This window comes from Synechococcus sp. A15-62 (assembly GCF_014280075.1).
Taxonomy (GTDB): Bacteria; Cyanobacteriota; Cyanobacteriia; order PCC-6307; family Cyanobiaceae; genus Parasynechococcus.
Window position 1 is genome coordinate 1831008 of sequence record NZ_CP047950.1, and the last position, 17992, is coordinate 1848999.

19 protein-coding genes are annotated in these 17992 nt (G+C 63.4%); 9 read left to right on the forward strand and 10 right to left on the reverse strand.

What is annotated here, in order from left to right:
* Window positions 1-206 precede the first annotated feature (206 nt).
* Both groL and groES read right to left on the reverse strand, forming a co-directional pair.
* Window positions 207-1841: a chaperonin GroEL gene (gene groL / locus SynA1562_RS10490; RefSeq protein WP_006851861.1), complete on the reverse strand. Its 1635-nt coding sequence runs from the start codon at window positions 1839-1841 to the stop codon at window positions 207-209.
* A gap of 77 nt (window positions 1842-1918) precedes the next feature.
* A complete protein-coding gene (groES, locus tag SynA1562_RS10495) occupies window positions 1919-2230 on the reverse strand; it encodes a co-chaperone GroES (RefSeq protein ID WP_006850452.1) in 312 nt (103 codons plus the stop codon).
* A 223-nt stretch (window positions 2231-2453) separates the two neighbouring features.
* Between groES and atpD the strand changes: the two genes are divergently transcribed.
* Both atpD and atpC read left to right on the forward strand, forming a co-directional pair.
* Entirely contained in the window at window positions 2454-3917 is a 1464-nt protein-coding gene (gene atpD, locus SynA1562_RS10500; RefSeq protein WP_115010090.1) for a F0F1 ATP synthase subunit beta, read from the forward strand.
* A 74-nt stretch (window positions 3918-3991) separates the two neighbouring features.
* Window positions 3992-4402, forward strand: a complete 411-nt coding sequence (gene atpC, locus SynA1562_RS10505) for an ATP synthase F1 subunit epsilon (protein WP_186493818.1) — start codon at window positions 3992-3994, stop codon at window positions 4400-4402.
* Between the two features lie 167 nt (window positions 4403-4569).
* On the opposite strand, the gene SynA1562_RS10510 is transcribed toward atpC, so the two are convergent.
* Complete coding sequence (locus SynA1562_RS10510) at window positions 4570-5085, reverse strand: 30S ribosomal protein PSRP-3 (RefSeq protein WP_115010092.1); 516 nt, start codon at window positions 5083-5085, stop codon at window positions 4570-4572.
* Between the two features lie 102 nt (window positions 5086-5187).
* Here SynA1562_RS10510 and SynA1562_RS10515 point away from each other — a divergent pair, with 102 nt between their 5' ends.
* Both SynA1562_RS10515 and SynA1562_RS10520 read left to right on the forward strand, forming a co-directional pair.
* Window positions 5188-5886 carry a TIGR01548 family HAD-type hydrolase gene (locus tag SynA1562_RS10515; RefSeq protein WP_255445648.1) on the forward strand — a complete coding sequence of 233 codons (699 nt, stop codon included), beginning with the start codon at window positions 5188-5190 and terminating at the stop codon, window positions 5884-5886.
* 4 nt (window positions 5887-5890) lie between these two features.
* On the forward strand, window positions 5891-7039 hold the full coding sequence (locus tag SynA1562_RS10520) for a calcium:proton antiporter (protein WP_186493819.1): 1149 nt from the start codon (window positions 5891-5893) through the stop codon (window positions 7037-7039).
* Here the strand turns inward: SynA1562_RS10520 and SynA1562_RS10525 are convergent.
* Window positions 7036-8364, reverse strand: a complete 1329-nt coding sequence (locus SynA1562_RS10525; protein WP_186493820.1) for an aminopeptidase P N-terminal domain-containing protein — start codon at window positions 8362-8364, stop codon at window positions 7036-7038. The two genes, SynA1562_RS10520 and SynA1562_RS10525, sit on opposite strands and share 4 nt — an antisense overlap.
* Before the next feature lie 87 nt (window positions 8365-8451).
* On the opposite strand from SynA1562_RS10525, the gene SynA1562_RS10530 reads away from it, so the two are divergent.
* The 5 genes from SynA1562_RS10530 to ald all read left to right on the forward strand — a co-directional run bounded on the left by SynA1562_RS10530 (window position 8452) and on the right by ald (window position 14223).
* The gene (locus tag SynA1562_RS10530) at window positions 8452-9450 is read left to right on the forward strand and encodes a CNNM domain-containing protein (RefSeq protein WP_186493821.1); all 999 of its coding nucleotides are present in this window, start codon (window positions 8452-8454) and stop codon (window positions 9448-9450) included.
* Complete coding sequence (locus tag SynA1562_RS10535) at window positions 9447-10742, forward strand: GTP-binding protein (protein WP_186495408.1); 1296 nt, start codon at window positions 9447-9449, stop codon at window positions 10740-10742. Before SynA1562_RS10530 ends, SynA1562_RS10535 begins: the two co-directional genes overlap by 4 nt.
* 1 nt (window position 10743) lies before the next feature.
* Window positions 10744-11325 (forward strand): nicotinate-nucleotide adenylyltransferase, encoded by a 582-nt coding sequence (locus SynA1562_RS10540; RefSeq protein WP_186493822.1) that lies wholly within the window; start codon window positions 10744-10746, stop codon window positions 11323-11325.
* Complete coding sequence (locus tag SynA1562_RS10545) at window positions 11325-13010, forward strand: NAD+ synthase (protein ID WP_186493823.1); 1686 nt, start codon at window positions 11325-11327, stop codon at window positions 13008-13010. Before SynA1562_RS10540 ends, SynA1562_RS10545 begins: the two co-directional genes overlap by 1 nt.
* Before the next feature lie 73 nt (window positions 13011-13083).
* Window positions 13084-14223: an alanine dehydrogenase gene (ald, locus tag SynA1562_RS10550; protein WP_011365124.1), complete on the forward strand. Its 1140-nt coding sequence runs from the start codon at window positions 13084-13086 to the stop codon at window positions 14221-14223.
* Here ald and SynA1562_RS10555 read toward each other — a convergent pair.
* From SynA1562_RS10555 to SynA1562_RS10580, 6 genes are read right to left on the reverse strand one after another with little or no spacing between them, the layout of a single operon-like run.
* On the reverse strand, window positions 14220-14648 hold the full coding sequence (locus SynA1562_RS10555) for a YchJ family protein (RefSeq protein WP_186493824.1): 429 nt from the start codon (window positions 14646-14648) through the stop codon (window positions 14220-14222). The genes ald and SynA1562_RS10555 overlap by 4 nt on opposite strands.
* On the reverse strand, window positions 14648-15700 hold the full coding sequence (locus tag SynA1562_RS10560; protein WP_186493825.1) for a DUF3326 domain-containing protein: 1053 nt from the start codon (window positions 15698-15700) through the stop codon (window positions 14648-14650). The genes SynA1562_RS10555 and SynA1562_RS10560 overlap by 1 nt, the downstream gene beginning before the upstream one ends.
* Entirely contained in the window at window positions 15697-15882 is a 186-nt protein-coding gene (locus tag SynA1562_RS10565) for a hypothetical protein (RefSeq protein WP_186493826.1), read from the reverse strand. The genes SynA1562_RS10560 and SynA1562_RS10565 overlap by 4 nt, the downstream gene beginning before the upstream one ends.
* Window positions 15879-16208, reverse strand: coding sequence for a 2Fe-2S iron-sulfur cluster-binding protein (locus SynA1562_RS10570; RefSeq protein WP_114989502.1), 330 nt, complete (start codon window positions 16206-16208; stop codon window positions 15879-15881). Before SynA1562_RS10570 ends, SynA1562_RS10565 begins: the two co-directional genes overlap by 4 nt.
* 32 nt (window positions 16209-16240) lie before the next feature.
* Window positions 16241-16990, reverse strand: coding sequence for a putative 2OG-Fe(II) oxygenase (locus SynA1562_RS10575; RefSeq protein WP_255445649.1), 750 nt, complete (start codon window positions 16988-16990; stop codon window positions 16241-16243).
* A gap of 51 nt (window positions 16991-17041) precedes the next feature.
* Window positions 17042-17992 (reverse strand): F0F1 ATP synthase subunit gamma, encoded by a 951-nt coding sequence (locus tag SynA1562_RS10580; protein ID WP_011365130.1) that lies wholly within the window; start codon window positions 17990-17992, stop codon window positions 17042-17044.

Consider the following 17992-nt stretch of genomic DNA (forward strand, 5'->3'; position numbering starts at 1 on the left):
CAATACCAACCAATACACTAGCCGGAGTACTCCTGAACCCTCAACGATTCATGGGCTGCAGCTGAGAGCAAACTCCGCAAAGCATATGTATTGAAAAACCTAGATCTCACAATACAGTCCATGGCAATAAAAAGAGGCCCCGCAGGACCTCTTGGCATGACTTGAGTTGGGGTGATCGGGTGGTCTCCCGACCACACCCAGGTGGATCAGTAGTCGAAGTCGCCGCCGCCCATGCCGCCGCCGGCAGGAGCTGCTTCCTTCTTCTCAGGCAGATCAGCCACGATGCACTCGGTGGTGAGCACCATGCCAGCGATGGATGCGGCATTTTGCAGACCAGAGCGGGTCACCTTGGCGGGATCGACGATGCCGGCAGCCAGCATGTCGACGTACTCACCGGAGGCAGCGTTGAAACCTTCGGCACCAGCGCGAGCCTTGACGTTCTCAGCCACAACAGCGCCGTTGGCACCTGCGTTTTCAGCGATGCGCATCAGCGGAGCGGTAAGAGCAGCAGCCACGATGTTGGCGCCGATCAGTTCCTCTCCGGACAGGCTGGAGGCTGCCCACTGCTCCAGGGCCGGAGCCAGGTGAGCCAGGGTGGTGCCACCGCCAGGAACGATGCCTTCCTCAACCGCCGCCTTGGTGGCATTGATGGCGTCCTCGAGACGAAGTTTCTTGTCCTTCATCTCGGTTTCGGTGGCCGCACCCACCTTCACCACAGCCACGCCACCGGCCAGTTTGGCCAGACGCTCCTGCAGCTTCTCCTTGTCGTAGGTGGAGTCGGTCTCGTCCATCTGCTTCTTGATCTGTTCGCAGCGGGCGCCGACAGCCGCCTCATTGCCCTCGGCAACGATGGTGGTGGTGTCCTTGTTGATGGTGATGCGACGGGCGGTGCCCAGCATCTCGAGCTTGGCGTTCTCCAGCTTGAGACCGGCATCTTCAGTGATCAGCTGACCGTTGGTCAGCACAGCCATGTCTTCCAACATGGCCTTGCGGCGATCACCGAAACCAGGAGCCTTCACGGCAGCCACGTTCAGCACACCGCGCAGGCGGTTCACCACCAGAGTGGCGAGGGCTTCCTTCTCGATGTCCTCGGCAATGATCAGCAGAGGCTTGCCGGTGCGGGCGATTTGCTCCAGCACGGGCACCAGATCCTGCACCAGACCGATCTTCTTGTCGGTGAGCAGGATGTAGGGCTCGTCGAGGACGGCTTCCATCCGCTCGGTGTCGGTGGCGAAATAAGGGGAGATGTAGCCCTTGTCGAAGCGCATGCCCTCGGTGACCTCGAGCTCGGTCTCCATGGACTTGCCCTCTTCGAGGGAAATCACACCTTCCTTGCCAACCTTGTCCATGGCATCGGCGATCATCTTGCCGACTTCCTCGTCGTTGCCAGCAGAGATGGTGCCGACCTGGGCGATGGCATTGCTGTCAGCGATGGGCTTGGCCATTTCCTTGATCTTGCTGACCAGGAAATCGGACGCCTTGTCGATGCCCTTCTTCAGAGTGATGGCATTGGCACCGGCAGCCACGTTGCGCAGACCCGCCTTGACCATGGCGTGGGCCAGAACGGTGGCGGTGGTGGTGCCGTCACCGGCAGCGTCGTTGGTTTTGGAGGCGGCCTGACGGATCAGAGCAACACCGGTGTTCTCGATGTGGTCTTCGAGCTCGATCTCCTTGGCGATGGTGACGCCGTCATTGATGATCTGGGGAGCACCGAACTTCTTCTCGAGCACCACGTTGCGGCCCTTGGGGCCCAGGGTCACGGCGACGGCTTCGCAGAGGATGTCGATGCCTTTTTCGAGAGCGCGACGGGCGTTCTCGTTGTAGATGATGCGCTTTGCCATGGAAGGCGTTTCCTAATGAAGAGGATGATTAAGGAAGGCTGAGTTGAGACTCAAGCCGCAATGCAGCGGGGCTGGTCTCAGTTGACGACAGCCAGGATGTCCTTCTCGGACAGCAGCACGTATTCATCGCTGCCGAGTTTGATGTCGGTGCCGGCGTACTTGCTGTAGAGCACCTTGTCGCCCACACCAACTTCGGGAGCCTGACGGCTGCCGTCGTCGTTGCGCTTGCCGGGGCCCACCTGAACCACTTCACCCACCTGGGGCTTTTCTTTGGCGGTGTCAGGCAGAAGAATGCCGCCGGCGGTCTTCTCTTCGGATTCAGAGACTTTGACGAACACGCGGTCGCCAAGGGGTTTGACGGTCGAGACGCTGAGAGAAACAGCAGCCATGGGTACTTGCAGGAGCAGGGACAGGGCGCAATGCGCCACGCATCGACGCGAGTTGGCACTCGATGCCGATGAGTGCCAACGTATGCAACCGACCACCCCTCGGGCCATACCCCAAGCTGTGCGGGTGACCGAACCGAAGGGGGAGCAACCAGAGCAGTGGTATGGTTGCGCCGCTCTGAATGGGTCCGAGCGCGCAGCGCCTGTTCCCGCAACTCTCCTTCCTATGGTCGCTTCTGCTCCTGCATCTGCTGGCACCAAGGGTGTGATCCGTCAGGTGATCGGCCCGGTTCTGGACGTTGAATTTCCCGCCGGGAAACTACCCAAGATCTATAACGCTCTGCGCATTGAGGGGAAAAACCCCGCAGGCGATGACGTCGCCCTGACCGCTGAGGTTCAACAGCTTCTGGGTGATCACCGGGTTCGCGCCGTTGCCATGAGTGGCACCGACGGTCTGGTGCGCGGTATGGAAGCCGTTGACACCGGTGCACCGATTTCCGTGCCCGTGGGTGAAGGCACCCTCGGCCGCATCTTCAACGTGCTGGGCGAGCCCGTCGACGAGCAGGGCCCCGTCAACACCACGGCCACCGCTCCCATCCACCGGGATGCCCCCAACATCACCGAGCTTGAGACCAAGCCCAAGGTGTTCGAGACCGGCATCAAGGTGATCGACCTCCTGGCTCCCTATCGCCAGGGCGGCAAGGTCGGCCTGTTCGGCGGCGCCGGCGTGGGCAAGACCGTGCTGATTCAGGAGCTGATCAACAACATCGCCAAGGAGCACGGCGGTGTTTCTGTGTTCGGTGGTGTGGGTGAGCGCACCCGTGAGGGCAACGACCTCTACGAGGAATTCAAGGAATCCGGCGTGATCAACGCCGACGACCTGTCCAAGTCGAAGGTGGCCCTCTGCTACGGCCAGATGAACGAGCCCCCCGGCGCCCGTATGCGCGTGGGTCTCTCAGCTCTGACCATGGCTGAGCACTTCCGCGACGTGAACAAGCAGGACGTGCTGCTGTTCGTGGACAACATCTTCCGTTTCGTGCAGGCCGGTTCCGAGGTGTCCGCACTTCTGGGCCGCATGCCTTCCGCTGTGGGCTACCAGCCCACCCTGGGTACCGACGTGGGTGCCCTTCAGGAGCGTGTTGCTTCCACCGTTGAAGGTTCGATCACCTCGATCCAGGCTGTTTACGTGCCTGCTGACGACCTGACCGACCCCGCCCCGGCCACCACCTTTGCCCACCTGGACGCCACCACGGTGCTGAACCGTGCCCTGGCCTCCAAGGGCATCTACCCCGCTGTGGATCCTCTGGATTCCACCAGCACCATGCTCCAGCCAGCTGTGGTGGGTGACGAGCACTACCGCACCGCCCGCGCCGTGCAGTCCACCCTGCAGCGCTACAAAGAACTGCAAGACATCATCGCGATTCTGGGTCTCGACGAACTGTCGGAAGACGACCGTCGCACCGTGGATCGTGCCCGCAAGGTGGAGAAGTTCCTCTCCCAGCCTTTCTTCGTGGCCGAGATCTTCACCGGCATGCCCGGCAAGTACGTGAAGCTGGAAGAGACCATCGCTGGTTTCAACCAGATTCTTTCCGGTGAGCTGGACAGCCTCCCCGAAGCCGCCTTCTACCTTGTGGGCAACATCGAGGAAGTGAAAGCCAAGGCCGAGAAGATCGCCGCCGAAACCAAGTGATCCCTTCGGGGGTGTGATCCACACCCCCGTTCACGTGTTTCTCGACAGTCCGTTCTCCTTTCGAACCAAGGTTCATGTCCCTCACCCTCCGCGTGCTGGCAACAGACCAGAACGTCTTTGATGGCAGCGCCGATGAGGTGATCCTGCCCAGTACCACCGGTCAACTCGGCATCCTGCCTGGCCACATCTCCCTGCTCACCGCCATCGACATCGGTGTACTTCGAGTGCGTGCCAATGGTGCCTGGAACTCCATCGCCCTGATGGGTGGTTTCGCCGAAGTGGATGCCGACGAAGTCACCGTTCTGGTGAACAAGGCGGAACTGGGCAGCTCCATCGATGCCGCTGCCGCCGAGACCGCTTTCCAGAAAGCCACCACCGTGGTGGCTGGCATGGAAGGGCAACCGGCTTCTCCGGAAAAGCTCAAGGCCCAGCAACAGCTCAATGAAGCTCGCGCCCGCCTTCAGGCCAGCAAAACCGCCGACTGATTCATCCACCTATTTCAAGGATGACGTTCAAAGCGCCAGGGGCTCCAGCCCCTGGCTTTTTTAATGGTGTTTTTTGGATCTTTTTTTGATCAGAGGTCAGGGTGGCAGGCACAAAAAAACCTGCCCGGAGGCAGGTTTTTGTTGTTGAGCTGAACAACGGGACGGAATCAGGCTGTACCGCAGAAGGTGACGTCGGGAAACTTGGCCTTGGCTTCGTCGAGGCTCTTGCCTTTGCCCTCTTCCTGCCAGTAGTTGATCACCTCAGTGGCTTGGTTGAGAACCTCAACCCGCTCGTTGTCAGTGATCCAGCTCTTGCCCTCCAGCTCGGTCTTCAGGCTTTCCCAGGCATCCTCACGGGGCCAGAAGAAGTAAGAGGTGAGGGGGCTGGGGCCACCGCCAACGATCTGATCAACCGCAAGGGCCACGTTGTCGGGAAGCCAGAGGATCTTCAACAGGAAGCGACCCTCATCAGCCTTCGGGGTGTACCCGGAAGGAACACCATCAGCGTCGATGGTGGCCGTGGCCAGAGCCGCAGCAGCTCCTTTCAGCACAGGACGACCTTCACCCTCGCTGGCTGCAGGCTTTTCAGTGGTTTCAGCTGCCTGGGTGGCGCCTTCAGCCGCGTCGGCGGACGGAGTCGCGACCTCCTGGTCGGTAGGGGCAGCGCCTTCGGTGACCGTCATGGTGTCAGCGCTCAAGACAGAAATACAAACAACTAACCTACCAGCCGCTCCCCACGAGGTGCTCTGGGATCCCCAACCATCCTGCTATTCGACATCGATGGTGTGATCCGCGATGTGGCTGGCAGCTACCGCCGTGCTCTTCAGGAAACAGTTCAGCACTACAGCGGCTGGCGTCCCACACCCGAGGACATCGACAACCTGAAGGGAGAAGGCCGGTGGAACAACGACTGGGACGCCAGCCTGGAACTGCTGCGACGCCATGGGACTGAGCTTCCGGATCGCACAGCACTGGTCGATGTGTTCAGTGGCTACTACTTCGGCGGCGATCCTCAGGGTGATCCCAGCGACTGGACGGGCTTCATCGGCGATGAACCGCTGCTGGTGGATTCCGCTTTCTTTGAAGAGCTGTCCAGCCGAGGCATCCGCTGGGGATTCGTCAGCGGAGCTGAACCCCCCTCAGCGCGATTCGTTCTGGAGCAGCGTCTGGGACTCAACAAACCATCCCTGATTGCCATGGGGGATGCACCAGACAAACCCGACCCCACAGGGCTGTTGCGGATGGCGGAGACCTTGGCGGATGGAGAAAGACCAGAGTGGGTCGCCTACATCGGCGACACCGTGGCGGATGTGCAAACGGTGATCAACGCCCGGGAGCGGCGACCCGAGCTGAGATGGCGCAGCCTGGGCGTGGCACCTCCCCATGTGGCAGACGTGATGTCGTATCACCAGAAGCTGCGCAATGCCGGCGCAGACTGCATTGTGGGAGCGACACGGGAGTTAATCCCGGCTCTGTTGCAATGACTCGATGGTGCGCCTGCTTCTGCCGATCCTGATCGGCCTCGTCGCCCTCGTTTCGATTGAATTCAGCGGCGTGATGGCGTGGCTTCTGGTGCAACCCACCAGCATCGTTCTCGCCGGCCTGGCTTTGCTGAGCGGAGTGGTTCTTGTGCTCTCGAAAAGCGTGGCCAACCAGGCCGATCGCGTCTCAGAGCTGATCGGTCAGCCCTATGGAACGTTGGTGCTGACAGCCGCGGTGATGACCATCGAACTCGCCCTGGTGGCCAGCACCATGCTCACAGGCGAGAGCAACCCAACCCTGGCGAGGGATTCGATGTTCTCAGTGGTGATGATCGCCCTCACCGGCGTCACCGGAATCTGCAACGTTTTGGCGGCCGTGCGACGCGGGACGCTGGGAAGCGATGGGCAGGTGGACACCAGCCAAATGGCGGCTCCCAACCTGTTGGGGGCCCTCACGTACTGGGACCTGATCAGCACCATGTGCGTGCTGGCACTGGTGATTCCTAACTTCAGCCGCAGCACCACGGAGGCCAATTTCAGCACTCCTGTGAATGCGGTGCTCTCCGTGGTGGCCTTTGGCGTCTACGCCATCTTCTTAACCGCCCAAATGGGGCGTTACCGCAGTCTTTACACCGAACGGGAGAGCCTGATCGTCGGTGTTGGCGGGGGTGGCGAAGCGCTGGAAACCCTGGAAGCCGAGAACAACGACAACGACCTGTCGCTGTGGAAAGCAGCGTTACTGCTTGTGGCAGGACTGCTGGTGGTGTGCCTGATTGCCGAATCGATGGGGCAGCTGATCGAAACCGGCATTACCGATCTCGGCCTGCCGAGTTCTCTGGCGGGGGTCCTGGTGGCGATGCTGATTCTGGCGCCAGAGGCTCTCAACGCCATTCAGGCCGCTTCCGCTGGCGAGGTGCAGCGGTCGATCAACACGTTGTACGGGTCGGTCGTGGCCACAGTGAGCCTCACCGTTCCGGCCGTGCTGGTGCTTGGGGGAATCACCGGGACCGATGTGATCCTGGGGCTGGAACCCTTTGAGATGGTTCTCCTGGCCCTGACGCTGATCCTCAGCTATCCCCATGCTCGGCTCACCGGCATCGAAGGCCTGATGAAGCTGGTGATTTTTCTGTTCTGGATCTTGCTACAGGTGGCCTAGGAACGCTCCATCGCAGCAACGCTCTTGAGGGCGCCGGCGGTGAGCACCTCATGGCCAGTCTCGGTGACGGCAACATCGTCTTCGATCCGGATGCCGATGCCTTTCCAGCGATCGTCAATCTCAGGCTGTCCTTCCGGCACGCTGAGGCGATCACTGACGTAAAGACCGGGCTCAACGGTGAGCACCATGCCTGGCTCCAGCGGCGCAGGTTGCTCACCGAGCCGGTAGGCCCCCACGTCATGCACATCAAGACCCAGCCAATGGCCGGTGCGGTGCATGTACAGGTGGCGGTAGTCGCCTCGCTCGATGATGCCGTCCACATCCCCGATCAGCAGGCCCAGGTCCACCAGGCCCTCCACCAAAATTCGCAGGGCGGTGTCGTGTACCGCCTCCGCCGTGCCGCCCGGAGCTACAACGGCAACCGCAGCTACCTGGGCCTCCAGCACCAGGCTGTAGAGCTCCCGCTGTTCCGCCGTGAAGCGGCCATTCACCGGGAAGGTGCGGGTGATGTCGCCGTTGTAGTAATCCTCCAGGGAACAACCGGCATCGATCAGCAGCAGGTCACCGTCCTGAAGCTGGGCCGTGTTGGCGGTGTAGTGCAGCACGCAGGCGTTATCACCGCCAGCAACGATGGATCCGTAGGCCGGACCGCGGGCCCCGTTGCTGCGGAAATGGGCCTCCATCGCCGCCTGCACCTCGGCTTCGTTCATGCCCGGGCGGGTGATCGATCGGGCCAGCTCGTGGGCTTCTGAGGAGATGCGACAGGCCTCTCGCAGACGCTCCAACTCATGGGGCTCCTTGCGCAGGCGCAGGCGATGCAGGATCGGCGTTGGTGCCACCAGGCCCAGGGCCGCCGTCCCCGTGCGGGCATAGGTATCCAGTTGCCGACCCCAGGCCGAAAGCACCATCGACTCCACCGAGGTATGGCGGCCCACCCGGAAGGCGATGGCTTCAGCACCGGCGAGGTACTCGGGCAGTTTTTCGCTCAACTGATCCAGCGGATGGGCCAGGTCCGCGCCGTAGCGCTCCACCGCTCCTTCGGTGCCCCAGCGGAAGCCGGTCCACACCTCGGCTGCAGGATCCTTGGGCTGCACGAACAGCACGAAGCGCTCGCCTTCCGGTCGATGCGGCAGCAGCAGAGCCACCGCATCCGGTTCATCAAAACCGGTGAGATAAAAGAAATCGCTGTCCTGCCGGAAGGGCCACTCGCAGTCGGCGTGATGGGTTGCCAACGCCGCGGCCGGAATCACCGCGGCGGCAGCGCCGAGTTGCTCCATGAACAGGGCGCGACGACGCGCGTGGATGCCGGAGTCGAAACCGTTCACAGCAGCAGAACGTTGAGAGGAACAGGATGGCAGTTGGCAAGGCCGAACTGGCCAGGGCCTCTACGATGCAAGGAGTCTCAGACGGCAATGAGCTCCGATCTCCTGGTGCTGTTGCTGCTGGTTTTGGTGGTGCTGCTGGGTTCGGCCCTCTGCTCCGGAGTGGAAGCCGCCCTGCTGACTGTGAGTCCGATCCGGGTGCACGAGCTGGCGGCCCGGGAACGCCCCGTGGCCGGTGCCCGGCGGCTGGCGCAATTGCGTCAACGGCTGGGGCGCACCCTGTCGGCTCTGGTGATTGCCAACAACGGCTTCAACATTTTCGGCAGCCTGATGCTGGGCGGTTATGCCGCCTGGGTGTTTGAGCAGCGCAACATCAGCGGGGTGGCCCTGCCGGTGTTCTCGGTCGGGCTGACTGTCCTGGTGATCCTGCTGGGGGAAATCCTGCCCAAAGCCCTCGGAAGCCGTCTGGCCCTGCCGGTAGCCCTGGCCAGCGCACCCCTGTTGCATTGGCTCGGCCTGGCGCTGCGGCCGCTGGTGCTGCTGCTGGAACGGATGCTGCCTGCCATCACTGCCGAAGCGGAACTCAGCACCAATGAGGAGGAGATCCGTCTGCTGGCCCGCCTGGGCTCTCAGAAAGGAGAAATCGAAGCCGATGAAGCCGCGATGATCGGCAAGGTGTTTCAGCTCAACGACCTCACCGCCCGCGACCTGATGACGCCGCGGGTGGCGGCGCCCACCCTGGACGGCAGCCTCAGCATCGAAGCCCAGCGGGCCAAGTTGATGAGCACTAACGATCCCTGGTGGGTGGTGCTGGGCGATCAAGTGGACAAGGTGCTTGGGGTGGCTAGCCGCGAGCGGGTGCTCACCGCCCTGTTGGAGAACCGCGGCCTGCTCACACCCGTTGACCTCTGCGAGCCGGTGGAATATGTGCCCGAGATGATCCGGGCCGATCGGCTGCTGACGGGCTTCCGGCGCGACAGCGGTGGCGTGCGCGTTGTGGTGGATGAATTCGGTGGCTTTGTCGGCGTGATCGGTGCCGAATCCGTGCTGGCCGTGCTGGCCGGCTGGTGGCGCAAGCCAGCAGCATGAACGGAATGCAACCCACCCCGCCCCACACCGTTGAGCGCTGCCAGCTGCTGCTGGAGCAGTGGCGCAGTCAGCTTCAGCTGAGCCCACGGGATCAGGGACTGCTGGGTGGTGAATTGCAGCTGCTGGATCGTCAGCTGCAACGGCTGCAGCAGCGGCGCCTGCGCATTGCTCTGTTTGGTCGGGTGGGGGTTGGCAAATCCAGCCTGATCAATGCCTTGATCCGCCGCCCACTGCTGGCAACGGATGTCGCCCACGGCAGCACCCGCCATCAGCAGGCGGTGGACTGGCCCGTGGAGATTGCCGGGCTGACCAGGGTGGAACTGGTGGACACCCCCGGCATTGATGAAATCGATGCCGCCGGGCGGGCGCGCTTGGCCTCCCGCGTGGCCATGGGGGCCGATCTGGTGCTGCTTGTGGTGGACAGCGACCTGACCCGGGCCGACCTGGCGGCGTTAAGCACGCTGCTGAAGAGCGGCAAGCCCCTGCAGCTGGTGCTGAACCGGAGCGACCGCTGGCCAGAGCAGGAACGTGCCACGCTGCTGCGCAGCATCCGCGCCCGGCTGCCGGTGGATCTACCGATCACCGCGGCAGCGGCAGCACCCCGCAGCCCCCAGATCCAGGCCGATGGACGGGTGCGCAGCATGATCACGACGCCGCAGGTGGAGAACCTGCAGAAGCAGCTCTGCCGGCAGCTGGAGAACGAAGGCACCTTGCTGCTGGCGATTCAATCGCTGCGCCAGGCCGACCACTTCCAGAAGGCCTGCCAAGAACTGCGGCTGCAACAGCACCGCCGCACGGCCCAGAGCCTGATCGGTCGTTATGCAGCCGCCAAGGCCACGGGCGTGGCCGTCAACCCAGTGATGGCCCTGGATATGGCGGGAGGCATGGCCTGCGACACCGCCCTGGTGCTGCAGCTCAGCCGTCTCTACAACCTGCCGATGACACCAGCGGCGGCACGGCTGCTGCTCACCCGACTCTCCAGCCACAACGCCTTGTTGGGCGGGGTGCAGTTGGGGCTGGCGGCCCTGAAGCAGGCACTGCTGCTGCTGGTGCCGGTGAGCGGCGGGGGCAGCTTGGCCCCTGCAGCCCCGGTGGCCCTGGCCCAGGCCGCCCTGGCGGTGCACGCCAGCCGCCGAACGGGGCGTCTCGTGGCGCAGCAGGTGCTGCGCCGGCGCGGTGGACAACCCGGTGCGCTGCTGCGCCGGCTGGCCGAACGTGATCCTGTGGTGCACCACTGGCTGTTGCGCTGGCCCAAAGCCCTGGAGCAGGATCTGCAACCACTGCTGCCCTGAGATGACCGCTGCTGCCATCGCCTTGCTGGGCACCAGCGCCGATCCACCCACCCGCGGCCATCAGGTGCTGCTGGAGGGGCTGTTGAACCGCTACGGCCACGTGGCGACCTGGGCCAGTGACAATCCCCTGAAACAGCACGATGCCCCCCTGGAGTTGCGAGCGATGCTGCTCGGCCAGCTGGTGCAGCAACTGCAGGATGAACGGCTGGAGCTGGCTCAGCATCTGAGCAGCCCTTACACCTTGATCACCTTGCAACGGGCCGCCCAGCATTGGCCTGATCGAGAGCTGGTGTTTGTGGTGGGCAGCGATCTCGCCGGACAGATTCCCCGCTGGAAACAGAGCAATTGCTGGCTGCCGCAGTGCCGCCTGGCCATCGCCCCCCGCAAGGGTTGGCCCCTAGAGGACGCGACGCTGCAGGCCCTGCGCGATCTGGGCGGACAGGTGGACCTGCTGGATCTTGAGGTTCCCGCCATCGCCAGTTCGCAACTGCGCCTGCAACCGAATCAAGCGCAGATCCCCGAAGCGGTGTGGCCGCTGTTGCTCCAGCACAATCTTTATGGCCTTTCGGGGAGCCTCTGCTGATGCGCATCGCCCTGGCGCAACTCAACCCCGTGGTCGGCGACTTCGAGGGCAACGCGAAGCGGATTCTGGAGGCCGTGCGCAGGGCAGAAGAGCAGGCTGTTGAGCTGGTGCTCACCCCTGAACTCTCCCTTTGGGGGTATCCCCCCCGGGACCAGTTGCTCGAACCCAGCCGCATCCAGCAGCAGGACACGATGCTGCAGTGGCTGGTGAACCAACTCAACAGCAGCGTCACCCTGTTGGTGGGAGCTGCACTGCCCGCATCCGATGCCCGCAGTCCACGGCTGCACAACGGTGTGGTGCTGGTGAATCGCCTGGGCTGGCGGCCGATTGCCCAGAAACAGCTGCTGCCCAGTTACGACGTCTTTGATGAGCGGCGCTACTTCCGCCCAGGCCATGGGCCCTGCCTGCTCAGCCTGCCCAACGGGAAGCGACTGGGCCTCACCATCTGCGAAGACCTCTGGGTGGATGACGGCCTGCAGCGCGAGCGCCTGGACGGACCGGATCCCATCGATCAACTGGTCCCCGAACATCCGAATCTGGTGATCAATCTGGCGGCCTCCCCCTTCGATGCCGCCAAGCCAGCCTTGCGCCAACAGCTGGCGGCGGCAGCGGCGCAACGCCTCAATTGCCCACTGATCTACCTCAATCAAGTCGGGGGGAATGATGAGCTGGTGTTCGACGGGGCCAGTTTTGTGGTGGGAGCCGATGGCGCCGTGCAGCTGGAACTCCCCGTCTGCGAGGAGCACCTGGCGGTCTGGGACAGCGGCCATCCCACCACTGTGCGGTCCCACGGCCAGATCCAACCCATGGATCCCCTCGAGCGACTGTTCCGCGCCCTGGTGCTTGGGGTGCGTGACTACGCCCGGAAATGCGGGTTCAAACAAGCCTTGCTGGGGTTGAGCGGCGGCATCGACTCAGCGCTGGTGGCGGTGATCGCCACAGCAGCTCTTGGGAACGAGGCGGTTTCAGCGCTGTTGATGCCCTCCCCCTGGAGCTCGTCTGGATCCATCGACGACGCCTTGGCCTTGGCCGAACGTTTGGGGCTGCAGACCAACACAGTGCCCATCGCCGGCCTGATGGAGGGCTACGACCAGGCCCTGACCGCACCGCTGGGGGCAATGCCCCAGGGCGTGACAGCGGAAAATCTCCAATCACGCATTCGCGGCACCCTGCTGATGGCCGTGGCCAACCAGCAGGGCCAACTGCTGCTCACCACTGGCAACAAATCCGAGCTGGCGGTGGGGTACTGCACCCTCTACGGCGACATGAACGGTGGGCTTGCGGTGATTGGCGATCTCTACAAAACCAGCGTGTTTGCCCTTTGCGACTGGCTTGACAGCGACGCAGCCCGGGGCTGCCGCCAGGCGCTGGGACTACCGACGCACGGGGAGCTGGTGGGGGAAGCAATCCGCCGTAAACCCCCCAGCGCCGAGCTCAGGCCCAACCAGAAAGACAGCGACTCCCTGCCCGACTACGACGCCCTGGATGCACTGCTCAAAGCCCTGATCCAGGAGCGCCAGTCTGGACCAATCCTGGTGGCGGCCGGCCACGATCCCGCTCTTGTTGAACGGGTGGAACGGCTGCTGAAACGGGCCGAGTTCAAGCGACGCCAAGCGGCACCTTTGCTCAAGGTGAGTCCCCAGGCCTTCGGCAGCGGTTGGCGGTTGCCCATTGCCGCGGCCTAGCGCAGTCCAACCCTGGAGAAGTGGCGGGTTACGCGCAGCGGAGCCAGATTGAAGGGATCCCCTTGAAGCCGCCATGGCAGCCTCCGTCCTCTCGGCACCGATGGCCAGCATCGGTGTGCCGAAGGAGATCAAGCTCGATGAGCAGCGCGTGGCGCTGACTCCCGATGCGGTGCGGGAGCTGGTGAGCCAAGGCTTGGAGGTGCGCATCGAAACCGGAGCCGGAGCTGGAGCGGGAATCGGTGACGAGGCCTTCGCCGCCGCCGGTGCCCAAATGGTGAGCCGCGACGAGGCCTGGGGCGCCCATCTGGTGGTGAAGGTGAAGGAACCGCAGGCGGAGGAATTTGCCTACCTGCGGAAGGACATGGTGCTGTTCACCTACCTGCACCTGGCCGCCTATCCCAGCGTTGGCGAAGCCCTGCTGGAGGCGGGAACTGCCGCCATCGCCTACGAAACCGTGCAGCTGGAGAACGGCAGCCTGCCGTTGCTGGCACCGATGAGCGAAATCGCGGGGCGCTTGGCGGCCCAGGTGGGAGCTCACCTGCTGGAGAAACCCCACGGCGGCCGCGGTGTGCTGATGGGGGGCTGCACCGGCGTGCAGCCGGCCCGTGTGGTGGTGCTTGGCGCCGGCACCGTGGGCTGGAATGCCGCACGAACAGCCGCCGCCATGGATGCCGAGGTATTGCTGCTCGACCGCTCACCCCAGCGGTTGCGCAGCCTTGAGGCCGACCGGCGCGGTCGCTTGATGAGTGTGGTGAGCAGCCGCGGACTGCTGGAACGGTTGGTGCCGACGGCGGATCTGGTGATCGGAGCCGTGCTCACCCCCGGCGGACGGGCCCCCACCCTGGTGGACGCGGAGATGGTGAAGCAGATGCGACCCGGTTCAGTGATCGTGGATGTGGCCATCGACCAAGGCGGCTGCATCGCCACAAGCCAGGAGACGACCCACCGCGATCCCACCGTGACCATCCACGGCGTACAGCACTACGCCGTGGGCAACATGCCGGGGGCGGTGCCGTTCACCTCCACCGAAGCCCTGGTGAGCGTGACCCTCCCCTACATCCTGGGCATCGCCGGGCGGGGCCTGGAGGAGGCGGTGACGGAACGACCGGAACTCATCTCCGGCCTGAACACGGTGCAGGGATCGGTGTGCCATCCCGGCGTGGCCAAGGCACTCGGGGTACCGCCGCGGCATCCGATGGCCTGCCTGCGTTAGCCCTCCAAGTGGAGTGCGCCCACATAGAGCCAAGGGCCATCGTCCGCGCCATCGCGACGCTGAAACAGGGAGGTTTCCTTCAACACCCCACCGCGATAACGGGCTTCAAACTGCACCGTTCCCTCCAGATCCCTCGGGCCGCCCGCGCTGACAGCCAGAACGGTCAAACCGATCCAACGGGTCTGCCGGCAACTCCGCTCCAGGGAACGACGCCGCTGCTGTGCTGGAACATCCGGCTCGGGATGGGTGGCCAGCAGATAGTCGATCTCGCCACGCGCAAAAGCTGAATATCTAGAGCGCATCAGCTGTTCAGCCGTTTCGGCACGCTGATCGCCGCGATGCAGGGGCCCGCAGCAGTTGCGATAAACACCACCCCCACAGGGACAAGGGCTCTGATCGGAGGCTGCACCGAAACCGCCAGGCATCAATCCAACCGTTGCAGCGCTGGCAGTGGCCGGCCCAGGGACGCCGGACTCAATCCCTCCCGCAGCGCCAGCACCAACCCTGCTGCCTCGCTGTAACTGCTGGCATGGAGAACGCCTTCGCTCAAGCCAAGGGCGTCGGCCGTGACCGACAACACCGATGGATTGGCCACGCAGACCACTGGCAGATTGCGCTCCACGCAGGCCAACACAGCCTCCCCGCCCAGGGCACCTTCGGGAACCACAACGGCCCCCAATTGCGACGCGTCAACGTCGCCGGACTGCCGATCGCCGCTCACCAGATCCGGCGCCCGGCTCAGCCCCACCAACACGCAGGCCAGGAAGGTGTAGCCGAGCTCCTCACCTGCCGCCCGCGGATCCAACTGGGGATCCAGGGGCAAAGGGTCCAACGCGGGGGCGTGGGCACAGGGAATCTGCAGATGCTTCACCAGCAGGTGACTGATCACCGCTTCAGCACCGGCCAACGCATCCACGCCACTGCCCTGGCGATAGGCCGCCAACTTCTCACTCTCCGGATCCTCAGGAAAGCGGGCCACCACCGCAATCGCCGTCGCCCCGGCCTGCTTCAAGCGATCGCCAGCCCGCAACAGGGCATCGGGACGCCCCAATCGCCCCCAGCTGGCACCACTGGCACCGCGCTCGAGCGTCACCGCGAGCGGCGCATCCGTTGAAATGACCGGGCCGATCTCCAAACCCAGGCTGGCGCGGCAGCCCTCAGCCACCTGAATCTGGCGCTGGGCCAGCTCGGGCTCAATCCCGGCATCGAGCAGCAAACCGATCCGTTGCTTCCGCACCGGCCGCAGGGCCCACTCACCCACGGCAAACCGATCGAGGCCATAGCCCTCCACGTAGTGCACGCGGGAATCGCTCCAATACAGCGCAGCCCCGTTCATCACATTGGGATGGGTGATAAGGCAACCGCTCGCTGCAGCCAGCAACCGTGCAGACGGCAAGGCGTCACCGGCGAAACCACCGATGTCACAACCTATACCCGTGGGCACCAGCATCAGGGTTGGAATCGGCAGCGAGCTCATGCGCTGATCACTGCCTCCACTTGAAGTGTTCGAGCACCATCGGCGCTGGTTTGAACTTCAGTAAGGGCCCAACGGAGCAGATCACCCTCCTGAGCCAACTGCTGACGGATCCAGCTGCGCAGCTCAACCAGAGGCACATCAGCGGGCCAGAGGAATTGACGTTGCAGGCTGGTGAGCCTCACTTCTGGTATTGACCGAACTGGGCTTCGTAGAGCGCATCCTCTTGCCCCGCCTTGAGCGTGAGGTCGGCCCGCGGGAAAGCCACACACAGCAGGCTGTAGCCCTGCTGCTGAAGCTCACCCTTCACACCCATGGCATCGGGCTGCTCAACACTGCCCTCGCTGATCACCGCAGCACAGGTGGTGCACACCCCGGAGCAGCAGGAGCTGGGAAGGGTGATGCCAGCGGCCTCAGCAGCGTTCAGCACCGTCTGATCAGCGCGGCAGGGAAAGCTGTGGGTTTCGCCTTCGAACTCGGCGCGGACGGTGTAGGTGGCCACGTCGGACATGCCGGGCTCAATCAGGAAGAGGCCGCATTCTCTCAGGCAGTGGGCTCCTCAAGCGAGTCCCAATGGAAGGGGTGGGGCGCCAGATACTCCGGAGAGCCACCCTGCGCTGGGGCCGTCAGCAAGAAATCAAAACTGATGGAACAGCGCAGCTCGTCTGGATCGTCGTTGGGCATAACGCTGTGCTGCAGGCTCGACGGAAACAGCACCAGCAAACCCGGGCGTGGGGCAAGATCCCAGTGGGACAGATTCAACGGGTGGCCTTCAGCAATCGGGCCGCTGTAACCCACCGCCAAACCCGCCACCAACTCATTGGGTTGATGGGGGGCATGCAGCCGCAACACGCCCTCCTCTCCCGAGCCAGTACCCGTGAGGTAGAGAACAGCGCTGAGATGGGCATTGGGGTGATGGTGGCGGCCAATCGCTTGATCCCAATCACTGATCACAGGCCAGCAACGCTGCAGATGCAGGGCCACTTGGCTTCGCTCAAACCCAATCGAACCGAGATAACTCCAGGCCTGCTGAACCACCAGCTCAGCCAAGGCCTGAAAGGGCTGCTGTTGATGCAGCTGCCACACCCCATGCAGATCCCCCGTCCAGGCGCAGCCTTCATTGGGGTTGCCCTCGGCCTCGCCGCGAAGCCCCAGCAGAGCCTGCATGGATGACGCCTGTTGCAGGGGGTCGAGAGGCAGTTGCGTTGTTGCCACCACGGTGGGGAAGAGCTGATGAAGCTGAAGCACGCCCACACCCTCCAACCGCTGCGCTTCACCGTTAACACGGCACAAAAAAGCCGGCCCCGAAGGACCGGCATTCGATAAATCGATCGACCAAAAGGATCAGCCAACAGCGGCAGCACCACCTGCAACTTCCAGGATCTCCTGAGTAATCGCAGCCTGGCGGGCCTTGTTGTAGTCAAGGGTGAGGGTCTTGGCCAACTCCTTGGCGTTATCGCTGGCGTTGTTCATGGCCGTCATCCGGCTGGCCAGCTCTGAAGCAGCCGATTCCTGCAGGGAACGCAGCAACTGGTTCTGCAGATACAGCGGAAGCAGCGCATTGAGCAGCTGCTCGGGAGTCTGCTCAAACACGATGTCCGAAGGGATCTTCGGCTCGGTGTTGGCAGGGCCTGCACCAGGCTCCACCGTCAGAAGGCCGTCCTTGGTGGTGAGACGGAAGATCTCATCCTCAGGATCAGCGATGTCCTGTGGATCCAAGGGCAGGAGGGTCTGAACCACGGGCTTGCAGCTCACCAGGTTGATGAACTTGGTGAAGATCAGCTCGACGCGGTCGGTGCTTTCGGCCAGGAACTCAGCCAGCAGATCCGTGGAGATCGTGTTGGCCTCATCAGCGGTGGGAACCTGTTCCAGTCCGGAGAAGGTGGCCTGGATCGGGTAGTCACGACGGGTGAAGTAGCCGATGGCTTTGGTGCCGATCAGCAGCAGCTTCACATCGAAGCCCTTGCCCTTCAGCTCAGCAAAACGCTGTTCCGTGCGCTTAATGATGTTGGCGTTGTAGCCACCGCAAAGGCCACGATCACCGGTGACCGCCACCAGGGTGATGGTCTCAACATTGCGCTGCTGCATCAGGGGAGATGCCGCGTCTTCGAAGCCCATACGGGACTGGAGGTTTTCCAGGATCCGGGCCAGCCGATCCGCGAAGGGACGGCTGCGGAGCACTTGCTCCTGGGCGCGGCGCACCTTGGCCGCAGCCACCAGGCGCATGGCCTCGGTGATCTTGCGGGTGTTTTTGACCGACTTAATTCGGTCTCGGATTTCCTTGAGATTCGCCAT